Consider the following 18,439-nt stretch of genomic DNA (forward strand, 5'->3'; position numbering starts at 1 on the left):
CTCGACGGTGCCGCCGCGGCGCGATCACGGGCCGAAGCCGCGGCGGTGCGTGCCCGCGCGCAACGCGACACCGCGTCGGCCGCGGTGGAGACTGCCGAGACCATCGTCGAGCTGTCCCGCAGCGAGATCGCCGCCGAGCTGGGCCGGTGGTGGTCCGATCGCGCCGAGACCTTCGCGGCCGTGGGTCTGTCCACTCCGGTCTTCGAAGCGCTCGACACCGCCTTCGGAACCGTCGGTCAGGACGATGCGCCGGCTCCGGCGGCGGTGTTCGCCGAGCACACCGGCCCGGTGCTCGACGACCTGCGGTTCCGGCGTCGCGTATGCGGCTCGGAGATCGAGTCGCTCGGCACCCGCATCGCCGAACTCGAGACCGAACGCGCCGCCGTCGCGGCCGAACGCGACGACGCTCCCCCGGTATTCCCCGCTCGCACCGGCAACCGTGACGATCTTGTCGGCGCCCCGCTGTGGCAGCTCGTCCGGTTCCGCGACGACGTGTCGACACAGGACGCCGCCGGTATCGAAGCGGCATTGCAGGCCGCGAACCTGCTCGACGGGTGGATCACCGATGGCGACCTGCCGGACATCGAGTCGGAGCAATTGTTGGTGCCGTTGGCGCCCGAGCACCGGCCGAGCGGTCCCACGCTCGCGGATGTACTCGTTCCCGAGCCCGATACGGCCGTCCCCGAGGAACGGGTCGCCGCGGTGCTGTCGTCGATCGCGTGGGCCACCGACCCCGGACCGGGCGCGCGGGTGTCGGTCGATGCGCACGGCGGGTTCCGGCAAGGAGTGCAGCTCGGTCGCCACGTCAAGGAGCAGGTCGAGTTCATCGGGGCCACCGCCCGCGCCCGGCGTCGGCAGCGTCGCATCGTCGAACTCGAGACCACCATCGCCGAATGCCGCGCCGACGTGGAGTCGCTGCGCGAGCAGGATCGCGAGATCGGCGACCGGCTCACCGCACTCGACGACGCCGCGAAGTCGTTGCCGCGCACCGGATCCGTGCTCGCGGCGCTGCGCAAGGTTACCGAATGCGCCGGCGCGCTGCGGACCGCATCCGAGTCCGCGGCCGCCGCCGACCGCGACCTGGACCAGGCGATCGCCGCGATCGCCACCAAGGAACAGCACCTGCGATCGACGGCCGGCCGGCACCGGGCACCGCTCACTGCGACGGAACTCGACAGTCTCGACGCGGCCGTGCGGCACTTCCGCTCGCAGGCTCAGGCCCTGCAGCGCGCCCTGCGCGAACAGGTCACCTGTGGCGATCGGCTCCGTGACACCGATCTTCGCCTCGAGGAAGCACGGGCCTCCGCCGAGAACGCGGCCGAACTCGCCGCGGAGAACGCCGAAAGACTGGCCGACGAACAGCAGAAACTCGCGACGCTGCGCGAGTCCATCGGGGCGAGCGCCGACCGCCTCGACACCCAGCTCGACGAGGCGCGGCGCAGGATCGAGATGACGAAGACCGCCGAACGGACCGCCCGCAAGGCCCACGAAGCGGCGCTCGAACGAATCGGCAAGGCCGACGCGGCCCATACGGGCGCCGAGACCGCCCTGCGCTCGGCGCTCACCGAGGCCCGGGCCGACGCCGACACACTCGCGCCGTTCGCCCGCCGCGACCTGCTGATACTGCTCGGTGTGGACACCGAACACGTCTGGCCGTCCAGCGCGGCCGCGTGGCTCGACGCCGATCAGCTCGCCTATCGGATCCGGCAGTCCCCCGACAACCCGGTCGACGTACTGCCCACCGAGGTCCTCGCACTGTTCCGTGCCCTCGACACCGCCACCGAATCGGTCACGACCTCCGAGTCCACTCGCAAGTCCACCGCCTCGGCGCTGACGTCCGCACTGCAGGAGTTCGACGCCGAACTCGCCCGGGGCCGCGACTACCGGCTGCACTGGGACGCCGCCGAGGGCGTCACCGTCGTGCAGGTACAGGATGAACAGGGCTACACGTCCGTCGCGGCCTTCGCGCAACGTATCGCCCGAGCGCGGCAGGAACAGGAGACCCTGCTCACCGACTCCGAACGGCGCATCCTCGAAGACGCGCTCCTCACCGGTCTCGCGCAGCAGATCCACGAGCGCACCGTCGACGCCCGCGACCTCATCGCCCGGATGGGTACCGAGATGCGGCAACGGCACATGTCCTCGGGCAACACCATCGGGGTGCACTGGGTGCTCGCCGACCATCTCGACGAGCCGGCCCGGGCGGTGTGCAAACTCCTCGACCGCGACGCGTCGATGCTGGCACCGGACGATCTCGCGGGGATCCGCGCGCATTTCGCCTCGCGGATCCGCGCGGAGCGGGCCGCGCACCCGGAACGGTCGTACCCGGAGATCCTCGCCGCGACGCTGGATTACCGCCGGTGGCGGGTGTTCTCGTTCAGTCTCGTCGGTGCGGACGGCAGCGAGGACCGCCTCACCCCGGCCCGGCACTCGGCGTTGTCCGGTGGCGAACAGTCCGTCTCCCTGCACCTGCCGTTGTTCGCGGCGGCGCACGTGATGCTCGATTCGGCCGACCCGCACGCGCCGCGCCTGCTCGCCCTCGACGAGGCCTTCGCCGGCGTCGACGACACCGGTCGCAGCGAACTGCTCGGTCTGTCCGTGCAATTCGACCTCGATCTGTTCATGACCGGTTTCGACCTGTGGATCACCTATGCGGGCGTGCCGGGGTGCGCGCACTACGACCTGTCGCATTCGGTAGCCGAGCACACCGTCGCCACCACGCTGCTGGTGTGGTCGGGGGGCGAACTGCTCGCCGAGCACGACGGGTCCGATCTGGAGAGCGCGCTGGGATCTCCGCGGACCCGTCGGGTCGCACGCCCTGCGGAGGGGGCCTTCGAGTTCGCCTGATCGTGACGACGGTCACTGCGGCGTGTTGCTGGTCGATCGGGGCTCCCCCCTTGCCTCGCGGTCCTACGATCCGGAAGATGACGAGGCTTCGGGTATCCAGACTCATCGTCGGCGCCGCGACCGTGGTCGGCCTGCTCCTGGGCGCGGGCCCCGCGGCAGCCGCACCGGCACCGGGCGCGCGGGTGACCGCGTCGCCGGACGGTTTCATGCTCGACGGTCGGGCCTGGTGGCCCACCGGGTTCAATGCCTACCAGCTCGCCACCGATTGGTCGGTGAACTGGGGATGCGGCGCCATGGTCGACCTCGACGCCTATTTCGGCGCGCTGCCGCCGAATTCGCTCACCCGATTCAATCTGTTCCAGGCGCTGGCCGTCAACCGGTTCACGGGACAACTCGACTTCGGACCGATGGATGCGGTCTTCGCGGCGGCCGAAGCGCACGATCAGATGCTGCTACCTGTCCTGGCACCTCAGGACGGTGCGTGTGAGGACGAGGTCTTCAAGGGCCGGCAGTGGTACGTCGACGGCTGGACCGAGTTCACCCCGGGCCACGAGCGGGTGGTGATGAGCTACCGGGACTGGATGCACACTGCCGTCGCCCGCTACCGGGATTCCCCCTCTCTCGCGGCGTGGGAGCTCGTCGGCGAGCCGGAGACGAGTTCCTGCACCGACGCCGCGTGCTATTGGTGGACCCGGTCGTGCGAGCCCGGGGCCGCCCAGGTGCTGCGCGACTTCTTCGATACAGCCGGTGCCGAACTGCGCGCTGTCGACCCCCGCACCTTGATCACGGCGGGGTACACCGGAGGCGGCCAGTGCGGAACCCAGGGCGACGAATACCGGTTCGTCAGCGCCTCACCGTATGTCGATGCCGTGCAGTACCACGACTACGGTGCCGACGGCGTGCCCTTGCCCGGCGATCAGTGGAACGGTCTCGCCCGGCGAGTCGCGCAGGCCACGGCCGTCGGAAAGCCGTTGCTCGTGGCGGAGATCGGTGAGCTCGCCGGATCGTGCGGATCGCTCGTCGACCGCGCCGAGCACATCACCACGAAGATCGAAGGTCAACGCGCCGCCGGCACCGCGGGTGCACTGCTGTGGGCGTTCGTACCCGACCCACGCGAGTCCGACTGCACCTTCGACATCGGGTTCGACGATCCCCTCTGGGATGTGGTCGACAACTTCGGCTTCCTGGAACCCTCCACCGCCTCGAACCCGCAGTTCTTCCCATAGATCGACGCGGGGAGGGTGCAGTCCTCACACGTCGACGGTGAAACCGAGATCCACGTCGCACGCAGCCTGCCCGCCGCGAATTCCCCAACTCGCGGCGGGGATGTCCCGGACGATGACCGTGACGTGGTCGGCGGGGATCCCCAGAACTTCGAGCCGCTCGGTGATCTCACGGTAGAGGCGCCGCTTCGCGTCCACGCTGCGCCCCGCGAAGCAGTCGACGATCACCAGGGTGTAGAGCTCGGGTGATGTCAGGAGAATTCATCTGCGGGCGGTGAGGAAACCCTTCCGCCTCTCGTTGGGGATCGCCGCCGGTGCGCCGTCGGTTGTCCGGTGACGTCGAAGGTTGCCCGCGCACACCCGTCCCACGAGCGCAGGGTGGAACAGACAGCTCGGCGGATCCATCAGGCTGCTGACCCGCAGGAATCGGTCGACGACCACGGGATCGTTCTCGGCAGCGGCCAGGACACGCGCCACATACGCGTTGCCGAGTCGGGTCTGCACGCTGCGTGAACCTTCGACCTCGGGCAGCGCCAGATCCGCGCCGACCGCGAGCTGCCACGCGGCGCCGATGGGTTTCCTCGCGGCCCGGAAGAATCTGCGGGACAGGTCGTCCTCACCGCGCCGCAGGCAGTCCCGCAGCGACATCGCTTCGACGGCGGCTACCGTCATGCCCTGACCATAGACCGGATTGAAGCTGCAGATCGCATCGCCGAAGACCAGCAGTCCATCCGGGAAACGGTGCATCCGCTCATAGTGTCGCCATTGGCTGGACGGGAACTTGTGCTGTGCCAGCTCACCGAGGGGTTCGGCGGTACGGAGCGCGGTCACGACATGCTCGGGCGCGTACGCCTCCACGGCGGAGATCATGCCGTCCAGGCGCGGTGGCGGTTCACGACCAGCCATGGCGGCGACCGTGAACAGCCACGTGTCGTGCTCGTAGCCGAACAGCGCCATGCCCGCGGGGCGACCCGGCACGGCGCCGATCAACACCATCTTCTCCATCGGTGTGCCCGGCGCGAGTCGCAACAGCTGGCTGCGATACACGACGTGGACGACGACATGCTCCTCGACCGGTCGCCCGTAACCGAGTTTCTCGAGACCCGCCGGGGTGCGGGCTCCGCGCCCCATCGCGTCGACCACCAGATCCGCCGTCAGGCTCCGAACACCCTCGCGGCTGCCCACCTGCACTCCGGTGATCCGGCGGCGGTCGGGTGTCGTCGTCAGGTCGCCGACGTTGTGCCCGTCGAGGAGAGTGATGTTCGGGATGGCGCGCACGCGCCGCCGGACATGATGTTCGAGCAGCGGCCTGCTCGGCACGTAGGTGGCTCGGCGGTCGCGGAAGCGACCCGACGGCGCCAGCCGGTGGCCACCGAGGACGAAGTGCATCTCCGACAGGTCGCCGTCGGCGATCACCGGTGCGCCGTCGGCGATCAGTTCGTCGAGGATACCCGGGAACAATTCGTCCATGGACCGGGCGCCGCGGGCGAGAAGCCCGTGTCCGTGCCGCCCCTGCGGTACCCCGTGGCGGTTCTCCGCACCGGTCGGGAGGACGTCGCGTTCGACGACCGTCACCGCGCGGTACGAGTCGGCCAGTGCACGGGCCGCGAGCAGACCGCCGACGCTCGCGCCCAGAACGATTGCATGGTCACCGATCTTGTCCATCTCGTCATCTCCGTCGGCCGGTCGATTGTCGCGCACCTACGTGCCTGTACACGAAGTCTGGGGCGGCGATCGTCGACGGTCGCGAGTAGCGCACTACTCGATTCGGAATCCGGTTGCCCGGCCGCGGCGGCGCTGCTTCGATCGGAGCCATGAACGACCGCACACGTCTGACGCGCAAACCCGAACGCGGCACCGACGATCCCGCCGTCCTGCACCGCCTTCTCGACGAGGCCCGCATCGCGCACGTGGGATTCGTGCGTGACGGATCGCCCGTGGTGCTGCCGATGGCGATGGGACGCGACGGAGACCGGTTGCTGCTGCACGGTTCCACCGGCGCCGGGATGTTCCTCGCCGCCCGCGCCGGAATCGAGGTGTCCGTCGCGGTGACACACCTCGACGGACTCGTGTTCGCCCGGTCGGCCTTCGACCACAGCATGAACTACCGCAGTGCCGTGCTGTTCGGAGTGGCCACACCGGTCGTCCCGGACGAGAAGGAACGTGCGTTGAGGGTGGTGAGCGAACATCTGATGCCGGGACGCTGGGACGAGGTCCGGTCGCCGACCCCGAAGGAGCTGGCCGCCACCACCGTCCTGGAGGTGCCGCTCGCCGAGGCGAGCGTGAAGGTCCGGGCGGCCGGTCCGGGTGAGGATCGCGGGGACGGCGAGGACCACTCCGTGTGGGCGGGAGTGGTGCCCCTGCGTACCGTCGCCGACGATCCGATCCCGTCACCGATCACCGGTTCCGCGAGCGCACTACCACGTTCCGTGCGCGCACTCCTGTGATCTCGTTCGGAGTGTCCGCCGTGTCCACCCCCGATTCCGGCATCGGTGATGAAAGGATGCCCGGGTCGGGGGAACAGATCGGAGTCGCCGCGAGTGCCACCAACGTCCGTGTCCGTGAAAGCCGCACGCAAGCGGCTCGGTGAACTGGTCCGAGAGGTCAACGACGACACTGTCGCCGTCGAGATCGTCGGCAAACGTGGCACGGGCGTCCTGATCTCCCAGGACCGTTACGCGGCGCTGCAGGAGGCGACCTTCCTGTTGCGCTCCCCCGAACTGATGAACAGCCTCCGCCGCGAGATGCAGCGGGCGCTGCTCGAGGACGCCGAGCCGGCGGACGAACCGCCGCTACGATCCGCTCGCCGGCGCACGAAGAACAAGAAGAAGCGGAAGAAGCGCCATCGTTCCCGCTGAGCGCCGACCTGCCGAAGCGTCGTCGGTCCGTCGTCCACAACAGTTCGGGCCGGATCGACCCATCCCGTACATCTGCACACCGTCACCGTCACCGTCACCGTCACCGTCATCGTCACCGACGACCACGGCCCGCCCGGCACCCGACTCGTCCAGGGCCGGCCGAGACGGCCGACTCCCCGAGAGCTCCTGATCGAGCAGAGGTGCGCGGGATCGGACGGTCAGGTGCCGCAGAAGGTCCGGAAGGACTCGGCGAACGAACGTGGTGCCGGCAAGGCGTATTCGGCCCACTCGGCACGCATCTCGAAGGGATGCGTCACCACGTCGAGCAGTGTCGCGAACGGCGCGAGGTCGCCGGCCGTCGCGGCCTTCAGAGCTGAATCGACGTGATGATTACGGGGGATGTACAGCGGGTTCACCCGGTCCATCGCCTCGGCCCGCTCTTTCGCCCCACGGTTGTCGCTCGTCGCGGCGGCGTGCCAGCGTTCGAGCCAGGGCGCTGTGCGCTCGCGCGGCACGAGCATGTCCAGGGATGCCGGATCTCCTCGCAGTTCGTCGGCGAGGGCACGGAAGGTCGCGGTCCAGTCGGCGCCGTGCTCTTCCAGCAGGGCCAGCAGATCGTCGACCGAGACCCGGTCGAGCGCGTCCTCGGAGAGGCCGAGCTTCGCCGCCATACCGACCCGGTAATGGTGCTCGTAGCGAACGTCGAAACTGTCGAGAACCGCGGTGACGGCGCCGATCGCCGCGTCCGGGGTGGAATCGACCAATGTGAGCAGGGTTTCGGCGAGACGTGCCAGATTCCACTTCAGGACGGCAGGCTGGTTGCCGAAGGCGTAGCGCCCACTGTGGTCGATGGAACTGAACACTGCGGCCGGATCGAAGGCGTCGACGAAGGCACACGGACCGTAGTCGATGGTCTCTCCCGAGATGGTGGTGTTGTCGGTGTTCATCACGCCGTGGACGAAACCGACGAGCATCCACTGCGCGACCAACGCCGCCTGGGCCTCGACCACGGCGGCGAAGAAGCCCAGGTAGCGGTTGTCCTCGCCGGTCTCCGGCCGGTCGAGCAGGTGCGGATAGTGCCGGGCGATCGCGTGGTCGGCAAGCGAGCGCACGATCTCGCCCCGTCGCACCGCGAACTCGAAGGTCCCCACCCGCAGGTGACTGGACGCGACCCGGGCCAGCACCGCTCCGGGCTCGACACCCTCGCGGTACACCGACCGGCCGGTCGCCACCACCGACAACGAACGGGTGGTCGGGATACCGAGCGCGTGCATGGCCTCGCTCACGAGATATTCGCGCAGCATCGGCCCGACAACCGCGAAACCGTCCCCGCCCCTGGAGAACGGCGTAGGGCCCGAACCCTTGAGATGCAGGTCGGCACGTCGGCCGTCCCCGTCGACGAGTTCGCCGAGCAGCAACGCGCGACCGTCGCCGAGCAGCGGGGCGTATCCGCCGAACTGGTGACCGGCATACGCCATCGCGACAGGCTTGGCGCCGACCGGCACCGCCGAGCCTGCCAATACGGCTACCCCGTCGGCGCTGCGCAAGGCCGCCACGTCCAGGCCCAGTGACACCGCGAGCTCCTCGTTGAGCGCGAGGAGTTCGGGCTCGGGCGCCTCGGTGCCCTGCCACGGCACCGACAAGCCACTCAACTCGTCGGCGAAGGAACTACCGAGACCGGATATCGTGGTGTTCGTGCCGACGGGGAAATCCGGAATCGCAGTCATCCCTCGAGGGTAACCGTGTGACTCCGCCGCCTGTCGCGGGCGAATGGAACGCCGGTGCACCCCGGTCACCGGCGGCGCATCATTTCGCCCCGGACCGGGTATCCGCCCCCGTGCATCCCGACCCGGACGATCCTGGCCGCCCCTCCCGGCAGATCCGGATCCGCGACCTCGCCGAGCACCTCCGCGATGTCCTGCGAGTCGGGCCGCCGGACGGTCACGACCGCGTGATCACCGGGATCAGCGACGACTCCCGGACGGTGCAGCCGGGCGATCTGTACGTAGCGTTGCCCGGGCATCACGTCCACGGCCTGGACTTCGCGGCCGAAGCCGGCTCCCGCGGTGCGGTCGCGGGGCTCAGCGACCGGCCGTCGCATCTGCTGCCGACGTTCGTCGTCGATCGGCCTCGCGACGTGGTCGGTCCGCTGGCGTCGTGGATCCTCGGTCATCCCTCCCACGACCTGCAGGTCCACGGCATCACCGGCACCAACGGCAAGACGAGCGCGACCTATCTCCTCGACACCGCGCTCTCCGCGAACGGTGTCGTGACGGGCATGATCGGCGGTGTCGTCGTCCGCGGTCCCACCGGGGTTCGGGCCGCAACCCGCACGACCCCCGAGGCCGCGGTGGTGCACCGAACCCTCGCCGAGTTCCGCGACCAGGCTGTGCAGGCGGTGACGCTCGAGGTGTCTTCGCACGGCATCAGTCAGGGCCGCATCGACGGTGTGCGGTTCCGCACCGTCGCTTTCACCAATCTCGGACCCGACCACCTCGACTTCCACCACACGATGGAGCAGTACTTCGCCGCCAAGGCGGCACTGTTCACCGCGGATCGCGCGCAGGCCGCCGTGGTGAACATCGACGACGAGTACGGCCGACGCTTGGCGGCGTCGGCCGAGGTACCGGTGTGGACGCACTCGACCCGCGATGCCCGCGCCGACATATACGCGGACACGATCCGGTGCGACCTCCACGGCACCACCTTCACCGTGCACACGCCGGCCGGACGTGCGCCGGTGCGACTGTCTCTGCTCGGACCCCACCAGGTGGCCAATGCGCTGACGGCGCTCACCTCGGTGGCCGCCGCCGACGGAGACGTCCTGCACGCCGCGGCGGGTCTGGAAACCCTCGCGGGTGTGCCCGGACGACTCGAACGCGTCGACGCCGGTGAAGGCGTTCTCGCGTTGGTCGACTACATGCACAACACGTCCGGGCAACGCGAACTGTTGCCGTTCCTCCGCTCGCTCGCTCCCGAGCGGCGGCTGGTTCTCGTCATCAGTGCGACCGGGGAGCGCGATCCCGGCAAGCGATCTCCGCTCGGCCACACCGCGGCGACCTACGCCGACGTCGTGGTCGTCACCGACGACAGTCCGCTCTCCGAAGACCCGCGCATTCTCCGGGAAGCGGTCGCCGAGGGTGCGCATGCCGCGCACGGTGCCCGCGTCGTCGTCGAACCCGACCGTCGCCGCGCCTTCGAGATCGCCGTCTCCCACACCGGTCCCGGAGATGTCGTCGTCGTGGCCGGGCGGGGATGCGAGCCACGCCTGGTCTCCGGGGAGAGGATTCAGTTGTTCGACGACCGGGACGAACTGCGGCGCGCGCTGCACCGCACGCACCGGAGGTCCACCTCGCGCGTGCCCCGCTGCTGAGGACTGCCGGGTTCCTAGGCCTGCAGGCCGGGTTGCCCGGACAGGATCGTGAACGACGCCTTCGTCGACACCGGCGCATCCGGTTCGGTGACCGTGTCCAGCACCCGGAAGTCGGCGTGCACGGCATCCGGGGTGATCGTGGTGCGCACATAGCCGCGGCGATCGTTGTAGAACCTCAGATGCGGATTCGCCTGCATATGGCCGATCTGTGTCGCGCCGGTACCGTTGCCGTTCGACGTGATCGACGTGCACACCAGTTCCGAACCCACCACCGGGGCATCGGGGTCGGCGAAGTCGGCCTTGATGTCGTTGGCCCAGTGCCGGTGCACGTCGCCGGTGAGGACCACGGCGTTGCGTACCGGCGAGTCCACCCAGCCCTGCGTGATCCGGCGCCGCGAGGCGGCGTATCCGTCCCAGCCGTCCATGCTCACCTCGTCGGTGTCGGGGCTCGGATCCCTGTCCTGTTCGGCGAAGAACACCTGCTGGCCGAGGAAATCCCACTGCGCGGTGGAGGTGCGGAAGCCGTCGAGCAACCACTGTTCCTGTTCGGTTCCTGTGAGTGTTCGTGCCTCATCGTGACGTTCTACAGCGTTCTTCTTCCAGCCGTCGCCGGCGGCCTGGTCGTCGCGGTACTGCCGGGTGTCGAGCATGTGGAAGTTGGCGAGATTCCCCCACCGGACCCGCCGGAAGATCTTCATGTCGTGTCCCGAGGGCGCCGACGAGGGTCGCAGCGGCATGTTCTCGTAGTAAGCCTGGAAGGCAGCTGCGCGGCGGGCGAGGAAGTTCTCGGTAGTGTCGTTACCCTCAGCGGCATCGGCATTCTCCGGAACGGGACCGGCCCAATTGTTGTCGACCTCGTGGTCGTCCCACACGACCAGCCAGGGCGCGACTGCATGGGCCGCCTGCAGATCGACGTCGGCTTTGTACTGCGCGTGACGTTGACGGTAGTTCGCCAGGGTGACGGTCTCGGGCCCGTCGAACGAACGCACGAGACCGGTGTCGCTCGTGTAGTCACCGCTGATGTACTCGTACTGATAATCCCCGAGGTGCAGAACGAGATCCGGATCGTCCTCCGCCATGCGCCGGTAGGCGGTGAAGTAACCGTGTTCGTACTGGGCACAACTCGCGAACGCCATCGTGAGGGCGGCCGGGATCTCGGTGGCGGCCGGTGTCGTCAGTGCCCGCCCCACCGCGCTCATATGGTTGCCGGTGCGGAACCGGTAGAAGTACTCCCGCCCGGGGCGCAGCCCGAACAGTTCGACGTGGACGGAGTGGGCGCTGTCGGGGACGGCCTGTTCGGTGCCGCGTGCGACGACGCGGGTCATCTTCTCGTCTTCCGCGACTTCCCATTGCACCGGAACGTTCCGATTCGGCATTCCACCGAGTCCGTCCTCGGCAATCGGGTCGAGGGCGAGCCGCGTCCAGATGACGAATCCGTCCGGCGCGGGGTCGCCGGAGGCGACACCCAGCAAAAAGGGGTCGCCCTTCACTCCCGGTGCGGAGGCGCGCCCGTATCCGGTGACGCCGATGGAGGTAGCTGCGGTGACGACGGTGATTCCGAGTCCGGCCGTGAGGAACGATCTACGCGACAAAGGCATGGTCACGAAAGGTAATGGTCGAATCTCTTTCTCACGGAATGCGTTACCGAACGCGGGGAGAACTCTCGGAAACATTTGGGGATTCGCCGACAGGGGTGGGCACAATCGCCTCGAGGTCTACGATGAGGAGGGCTTCGGACGGAGGAAACTGTCATGGCTTTTCCTGCACTCACCCACGTCGCCGTCACCGTCTCGGATCTGGCTGCGAGCACCGCGTGGTACTCGAATCTCTTCGACGCCATGCCCGCCCTCGACGAGGACGACGAATCGGGCACCTTCCACCACGCGGTCTTCGCGCTCGACGGCGGCACGCTGTTCGGCTTGCACACCCATTCCGGGTCGCCACCGCAGGGGTCTTTCGACGAACGGAACACGGGGCTCGACCATATCGCGTTCGGTTGCACGGCGAGCGAGCTCGAGAAGTGGCGCGAGCGGCTCGACAGTCTAGGAATCCCGCACGGGGACATCAAGAACGCGGCGTACGGCTCCGGGCTGTCGTTCCGCGATCCCGACAACATCGCGCTCGAATTCTTCGCGCCACCGAGCTGATCGTCCCTGCACGTCGGTGGATATCCACCGCGGCTACATACTCTCCGGCGTCATCTCCGCCGCGGACGATAGATCGACGTCGCCCACCGAACAGCGTCCTCGAGTCGCCGTTCGCTCATCTCGAACACGTCGTCGAACTCCGGCTTCACCGACTCACACGGGCAGTAACCGTTGGCAGGGCCGGCGCAGGTGGAGAGGACGGCCCCACCATCGACGACGAAGGCCTCGGAGTAGATCTCGCATGCGAGTCACCGATTCGCCAGGACCCTGTGGGTAGCCTTCACTTCGTACACCTTCATCACCTCCTCGCAGGCCCGAATGTTCGAACCGGTACTTCGCAAACTTGCAGACCCCCGCTGCGAACCTCTCGAGTCGAATAGTCGCGCCCGCCGACCGATTGTCCGGCCGCGCGTCTCTCGGCGTCACTCTGCATCGCGTCTCGCAGGCAGCCATGGGAGCGAGGCCGAGCAGTTGCAGCGAGTTTCCGACAATGCGACGGCATGTACGCCGTACCGCACCGACTCGGCGAGCAACGCGTTCAAGAGCGGTATCTGTCGCGGAACACCGACATTTCTACGCCACGGACCTGTTCCTCGACGAGTTCGAAGGGAGCATCCGGCGCAGTGGCTTCCGCACGCGCGTGGGGAGACCGGTGGAGGTCGAGCATCCATCACGCCTTTCCGAAGAAGGTTCGATCTGCACGGGCCGTCGCTTCTCGGACAGCGGTGCCGACCGATCACCGTCGATGTTCGACGGGCCGGCCGTTCACCGCGCAGCCACTCTCCGAGCGGCCACCGAGCTGTTCATTGCATCCGTCGTCGTAGGTCGTCGATGTCGAGAGCTTGTTTCTTGATATCGGGGCGATGCTCACGCTGTGGTTCAGGTCTCACTGGGCGGCAGCACAGCGTCGGGTTGCAGTGACTTCGGGCGTCCGCAACACAACCGGCGGAAGACCGCCGATGATGGACTCCGGGTAGCGACTCGTCGAGAACTGTTCCTGGACTTGAACTCCCCGGCCATCCCACCCGAATCCTGGCTACCGGGAATGCAACCGAAGTGATGGCGACCACCTGACTACTCTTCCACCGACAAGCTCCGGCCTCACACCGAAGGCCGAGCGTGACGGCGAGTAGTGGAGAGCTTTCAGATGAGTGAACTGGACGGGAAGATCGCGCTCATTACCGGCGCAGGCCAGGGTGTCGGGCAGGGAATTGCGTTTGCGTTGGCCAAGCAGGGCGCGTCGATCGCGGTGGTCGGTCGCACCGAATCGAAGTTGATCGAGACCTGCGAGCAAATCCGGCAGTTCGGTGGTCGGGGCGAGCCGATCGTCGCCGACATTGCGGACGGCGACCAGATCACAAGGTCGGTCGCCGAAACGGTCGACTTGTTCGGTGGCATCGACATCCTGGTCAACAATGCCAGTCTCAATCCGCTCGGCGACATCCTCGACCTCGATCCCGAGAGACTTGCGGCCGGGCTGAACTCAGGTCCTGTGGCGACGTTGCGAACCATGCAAGCCTGCTATCCGCACATGAAGGCACGCGGTGGCGGAGCGGTGGTCAACATGGTCAGTTCCGTCGCAGTGCGCTGGGACGCCAGCAACTACGGTGGTTACGCGGCCGTCAAAGAGAGTGTGCGCGCTTTGACGCGAGCGGCTGCGTGCGAGTGGGGCAAGGATGGCATCCGGGTCAACGCAGTCGCCCCACACGCCCGGACACCAGGCCTCGAGCGATGGATCGCCGCCCGTCCCGAGGAGGCGGCAGCATTCATTGCGAGCATTCCGATGCGGAGAATCGGTGATGCCGAAAGCGATATCGGCCGGGCAGTGGCATTTCTGGTCGGCCCGGATGCCGGATACCTCACCGGTGCGACGATTCCGCTCGACGGCGGCCAGTCCCGCTGGGGCTGACCCTGGAAGGGTCGCCGTTCGACCGGCGGTGTCGAGGCAGATGGCGCTGCCCCCGTCGAGAGGATCAAGTCGAGTCGCGGATAGCGGTGTAACGCGGCCCTCGCACCCCCGGCTCTGATGGGGGGTCCGCTTCCGGCGAACATGTCTCGGTCTGCCGTCATCGGGTAGGTTGTCGTCGCCGGCGCGCCGACCATCATCGTCGGACAGGTCCGTTCTGCAGGTATGTTCAGCGCTCGGTTTCGAATGCCGGTCTTCAAGAGTCGGATTGTCACCTGACCGTCGCCCCTGATGTTGTGACGAGATCTTTGACGATAGATGGAATGGGAAGTGCTATGGCAACGCCAGACGAAGAAAAGAATGTCGTACTGCTCCACCGCGATGGACCCGTAGGAGTTATCACCCTGAATCGGCCGCAGGTGCTCAATGCCGTCAACGCTGCGGTGTCCGATGCACTGGGCGCTGCTCTCGACGAGATCGATCGTGACCCCGACCTGCGAGTCGGCGTCCTGACGGGATCGGGACGGGCGTTCTGTGCCGGTGCCGATCTGAAGGCCTTTGCCGATGGCGGATCCGTACTGCCGACGAACCATCCCGAGTGGGGATTTGCCGGCTTGGTCGAGCACTACGTGTCCAAGCCCCTGATCGCCGCCGTCAACGGCGTGGCGGCCGGCGGCGGTACCGAAATCGTGCTCGCCTGTGACCTCGCCGTGCTCAGTTCTGAGGCCACGCTCGGATTGCCGGAGGTCAAACGCGGTCTCATCGCCGGAGGCGGTGGGCTCATCCGCCTCCCCAATCAGATCCCTCCCAAGATCGCTGCGCACGCAGTATTCACCGGCGAACCGATCTCGGCCGAGACGGCACTTCGCTGGGGATTGGCCAACGTCGTCGTTTCACCCTCGGAGGTGCTGCCCGAAGCCTTACGTCTGGCCCACGCCATCGCTGCCAACGCACCCATCGCGGTACAGGCGAGCAAGAAGATCATCTCGCAGGGACAAGCGTCCGGACTCGAAAACACGATCTGGAAAGTCAATTCGGCAGAGTCCGACGCCGTGTGCGCCAGCGAGGACGCGCTGGAAGGCGCCGCCGCGTTCACCGAGAAACGACCGCCCGTGTGGCGGAACTGCTGACCGCACAACGTCCTGCTGCGCACCCGTTCGTGAAACGCCTCGGAGTCGCGAGGAGGCACCACGACTCCGAGGCGAGCGACGTCCGCTCCCCAGGATTCCCTCGCCGTTGAACGAATCGAGCTGCGCGACCGACCGATCGGGAGTCGTGGTCTCAGTGTCGATTCGGCAGAATCAAGCTGTCGATGACGGGCGTGTCGCGCACTTCCTACTTCCGTCGTACTCGGGAATGTACCCGCACGTGTTCGACCCTCGAGGTCCCATCGGCATGTCGGCCTTCGAGGTCGTCCCCAGCAGGTCGTCGTCCGAGGCCGACGTGGAAACTGGTCGATACCTTCCCGACTGCGTGAACTCTCGCAGACCGCACTGCCGGATGCAGCGCTTCATACTTTCCTCAGGGACGGCTACAGCAAAGCCGGCGCCGAAGCGCCTGCCGTCCTCCCTCTCCGCAGGGGCGCCACTGCGCCTGTGCCCTCGGCATGGGATGCAGACCACAGATGCTTTCTATCGGGTCGACGGTCCTCTCAGCACACCCGACATCCGGTAAACGCAGTCGTTCTGATCACCGACGGTGCACCCTGCGCCGGCAGGTCACGCCGCCGCACTCGACTGTCGAGAACGAGCTCTACAGCTGCCGTCGACACCGTGCCCGACACCGTTCCTGACTGCCACCCATCACGGCGAACTCATTCCGAAACAGTCAGTGAGTAAACGTTATCGAGGCCGGATCAGGCTCGGACGGCGTATGCGGTCTTATCGGGGCAATCCGAGTACGCGACGGGCGATCACGTTGAGCTGAATCTCGATGGTACCGCCGCCGAACAGGACTGCAGGCAGGCCGATGTGGTCGATCATGTGCCCGCCCTCGTCGACGGCTCCGGCCGGGCCGAGTAGCGAGACAAGCGCTCGCGAACCGTCCCGTTGCGCGATCGCACTGAAAACTTTCTGCACGCTGATCTCCGCGCCGACGTCGAGACCGGACAGACGACCCTGCACACTACGCAAGTTCATTGCCGACAAAGCCATCTCGCGGGCGGTGTTACGCCCGAGAGTACGCAGCGCCGCGTCGTCTCCTGCAGCGTGCCGGCCGGACTCGACGAGACCGCGTACGCGTGCGGCGGAGCCGTGCGCGAGTTCGGTCCCCATGTTGAGTCTCTCGTTGGCCAGCGTCGTGGCCGCGAGCCGCCAGCCCTGACCCGGTTCGGCGACGAGGCAGTCGTCGGGCACGAAGACATCGTCGAAGAACACCTCGTTGAACTCGGCTTTTCCGGTCGCCTGTCGCAGCGGCCGCACATCGAGTCCCTCGCTCTGCATGTCGATGAGGAAGTAGGAGATGCCTTCGTGTTTCGGCACATCGGGATTCGTTCGCGCAAGACAGATACCCCAGTCAGCCTGATGCGCAAGCGAATTCCATACCTTCTGACCTGCGATCACCCAGCCGCCGTCCACCTTGCGGGCGCGGGTGGACAATCCTGCCAGGTCCGAGCCGGCGCCCGGCTCGCTGAACAACTGACACCAGACGATCTCGCTCCGGAGCGTGGGAGCAACGAACCGCCGCTGTTGGTCCTCGGTGCCGTGGAGCAACAGTGTCGGCAGGACCCATTCCCCGATCACAGTGGTGGGTTGTTCGAGTCCGCGGCGCGCGAATTCGTCCGCGATCACGGCCTGTTCGTGCGGCGTGGCTGCCAACCCGTACGGCAGAGGGTAGTGCGGCGCGACGAAACCGGCTTCGGCCAATCGGGCTCGGCGTGCACCGCCGCGCGCCGGCGCCCACCCCTCGGTGTACACCGCGTCGTCCGGAAGCGAGAGCACTTCGTCGAGGACCTCCCCGACGCGCTCTCGCAGTTCCGGAAGGGCGTCCGTACCGACCAGCGAGAAATCGCGAGCGCTGGACATCGCGAGCTCGCCGAGCCGGCGGGCCCAGACCTCTTCCGGGCCGACGATCGAGGTGATCGACAGCGCTCGCCGCCAGTACAGGTGCGCATCGTGCTCCCAGGTGAAGCCGATACCGCCGAGCAGAGTGACACACTCCAGAGCGATGTCGACGGCAGCCGGCACAGCCGTCACGGCTGCCTGTGCGGCCGCGAGCCGCTGCTGTTCTCGACCGTGCAGTTCCGATCGCGCGGCATCCCATGCAGCGGCAGCAGCGATGTCACGCCGTACCAGCATCATCGCCGCCTTGTGCTGCACGGCTTGGAAGCTCCCCACCGGCCGGCCGAACTGGTGCCGGTTGCGGACGTGGTCGACGGCCGTGTCCAGCGCCCACGCTGCGATCCCGGCGGCCTCGGCACCGAGCAAGGTGTTGACGATCAGGTGCACATCGTCCCTCTCGACCGGCGGCAGCAGGTGCTCGGCGGTCACCACCTCGCCGGAGAGTCGCAACCGCCCGATCGATCGAGTGAGGTCCACACCCTCGGCAACTTCGATCTCTCCGGCAGTCGAGGGAAGCCGGAACCACACCCACGCGCCATCGGCGGTGGTGGCACACACGATCACCTCGTCGGCGCCCGGCAATCCGAGCACCGGTTCGGAAAGGCCCGTTACGGTCCATCCCTGCTCGACGGGCGTCGCGACGAGTCCGGGCACGGTGACTGCGGCACCGGTCGCACCGTCGACGAACCGGCGCAGGAGATCCGTGACGACCTCGCCCGAAGGGAGTGTGGCGATCAGTGCGCTGGCGATGACGGTAGATACCCACGGACCCGGCGCAAGGGCACGACCGAACTGCTCGGCCACGACGGCGAGCTCCGGGAGACCGGCGCCGGCACCGTGATCTTCCTCGGCCAGATGCAAAGCATGCAGGCCTTGCTGGACGCATGCGTCCCAGATCTCGGGCCGTTTCCCCTCCGCAAGTTCCGCGAATGTCTCACGGGTGCGTGCGATCGGTGCGTGACGGCGGGCCAGGCCGGCAACGGCGTCGGCAAGGTCACGATGGTCTGCGTCAAGAGCGATGGCCAT

At 67.5% G+C, this 18,439-nt stretch carries 12 protein-coding genes and 1 pseudogene; 8 read left to right on the forward strand and 5 right to left on the reverse strand.

Annotation, left to right across the window (positions count from 1 at the left end):
• Nucleotides 1-2,847 (forward strand): SbcC/MukB-like Walker B domain-containing protein (locus A8G18_RS17380; RefSeq protein ID WP_064064826.1); only part of this gene is annotated, 2,847 nt, incomplete at its 5' end.
• A gap of 77 nt (nucleotides 2,848-2,924) precedes the next feature.
• Nucleotides 2,925-4,073 carry a glycoside hydrolase 5 family protein gene (locus A8G18_RS17385; RefSeq protein WP_064064827.1) on the forward strand — a complete coding sequence of 383 codons (1,149 nt, stop codon included), beginning with the start codon at nucleotides 2,925-2,927 and terminating at the stop codon, nucleotides 4,071-4,073.
• Between the two features lie 24 nt (nucleotides 4,074-4,097).
• Here the strand turns inward: A8G18_RS17385 and A8G18_RS17390 are convergent.
• Together A8G18_RS17390 and A8G18_RS17395 are read right to left on the reverse strand one after the other, a co-directional pair.
• Nucleotides 4,098-4,325, reverse strand: a pseudogene (locus A8G18_RS17390) (tautomerase family protein); the annotation flags it as partial.
• A 6-nt stretch (nucleotides 4,326-4,331) separates the two neighbouring features.
• A complete protein-coding gene (locus tag A8G18_RS17395) occupies nucleotides 4,332-5,735 on the reverse strand; it encodes an FAD-dependent oxidoreductase (protein ID WP_064064828.1) in 1,404 nt (467 codons plus the stop codon).
• Between the two features lie 149 nt (nucleotides 5,736-5,884).
• On the opposite strand from A8G18_RS17395, the gene A8G18_RS17400 reads away from it, so the two are divergent.
• Both A8G18_RS17400 and A8G18_RS17405 read left to right on the forward strand, forming a co-directional pair.
• Nucleotides 5,885-6,517: a pyridoxamine 5'-phosphate oxidase family protein gene (locus A8G18_RS17400; protein ID WP_064064829.1), complete on the forward strand. Its 633-nt coding sequence runs from the start codon at nucleotides 5,885-5,887 to the stop codon at nucleotides 6,515-6,517.
• A gap of 114 nt (nucleotides 6,518-6,631) precedes the next feature.
• The gene (locus A8G18_RS17405; RefSeq protein WP_245207906.1) at nucleotides 6,632-6,928 is read left to right on the forward strand and encodes a type II toxin-antitoxin system Phd/YefM family antitoxin; all 297 of its coding nucleotides are present in this window, start codon (nucleotides 6,632-6,634) and stop codon (nucleotides 6,926-6,928) included.
• Nucleotides 6,929-7,146: 218 nt separating this feature from the next.
• On the opposite strand, the gene A8G18_RS17410 is transcribed toward A8G18_RS17405, so the two are convergent.
• Nucleotides 7,147-8,655: a protein adenylyltransferase SelO gene (locus tag A8G18_RS17410; RefSeq protein WP_064064831.1), complete on the reverse strand. Its 1,509-nt coding sequence runs from the start codon at nucleotides 8,653-8,655 to the stop codon at nucleotides 7,147-7,149.
• Between the two features lie 17 nt (nucleotides 8,656-8,672).
• Here A8G18_RS17410 and A8G18_RS17415 point away from each other — a divergent pair, with 17 nt between their 5' ends.
• Nucleotides 8,673-10,301, forward strand: coding sequence for a Mur ligase family protein (locus A8G18_RS17415; RefSeq protein ID WP_245207907.1), 1,629 nt, complete (start codon nucleotides 8,673-8,675; stop codon nucleotides 10,299-10,301).
• Nucleotides 10,302-10,315: 14 nt separating this feature from the next.
• Here the strand turns inward: A8G18_RS17415 and A8G18_RS17420 are convergent, their stop codons facing one another.
• On the reverse strand, nucleotides 10,316-11,899 hold the full coding sequence (locus tag A8G18_RS17420) for an alkaline phosphatase D family protein (protein ID WP_064064832.1): 1,584 nt from the start codon (nucleotides 11,897-11,899) through the stop codon (nucleotides 10,316-10,318).
• Between the two features lie 153 nt (nucleotides 11,900-12,052).
• Between A8G18_RS17420 and A8G18_RS17425 the strand changes: the two genes are divergently transcribed.
• The 3 genes from A8G18_RS17425 (at nucleotide 12,053) to A8G18_RS17440 (ending at nucleotide 15,484) form a co-directional block, all read left to right on the forward strand.
• Complete coding sequence (locus A8G18_RS17425; protein WP_064064833.1) at nucleotides 12,053-12,448, forward strand: VOC family protein; 396 nt, start codon at nucleotides 12,053-12,055, stop codon at nucleotides 12,446-12,448.
• Between the two features lie 1,147 nt (nucleotides 12,449-13,595).
• The gene (locus A8G18_RS17435) at nucleotides 13,596-14,357 is read left to right on the forward strand and encodes an SDR family NAD(P)-dependent oxidoreductase (protein WP_026003410.1); all 762 of its coding nucleotides are present in this window, start codon (nucleotides 13,596-13,598) and stop codon (nucleotides 14,355-14,357) included.
• A 332-nt stretch (nucleotides 14,358-14,689) separates the two neighbouring features.
• Entirely contained in the window at nucleotides 14,690-15,484 is a 795-nt protein-coding gene (locus A8G18_RS17440; RefSeq protein WP_115311451.1) for a crotonase/enoyl-CoA hydratase family protein, read from the forward strand.
• Between the two features lie 750 nt (nucleotides 15,485-16,234).
• Here the strand turns inward: A8G18_RS17440 and A8G18_RS17445 are convergent.
• Nucleotides 16,235-18,439 (reverse strand): acyl-CoA dehydrogenase family protein, encoded by a 2,205-nt coding sequence (locus A8G18_RS17445; protein ID WP_064064835.1) that lies wholly within the window; start codon nucleotides 18,437-18,439, stop codon nucleotides 16,235-16,237.

Source organism: Rhodococcus gordoniae, assembly GCF_001646655.1.
In the GTDB taxonomy this organism is placed as follows: domain Bacteria; phylum Actinomycetota; class Actinomycetes; order Mycobacteriales; family Mycobacteriaceae; genus Rhodococcus; species Rhodococcus gordoniae.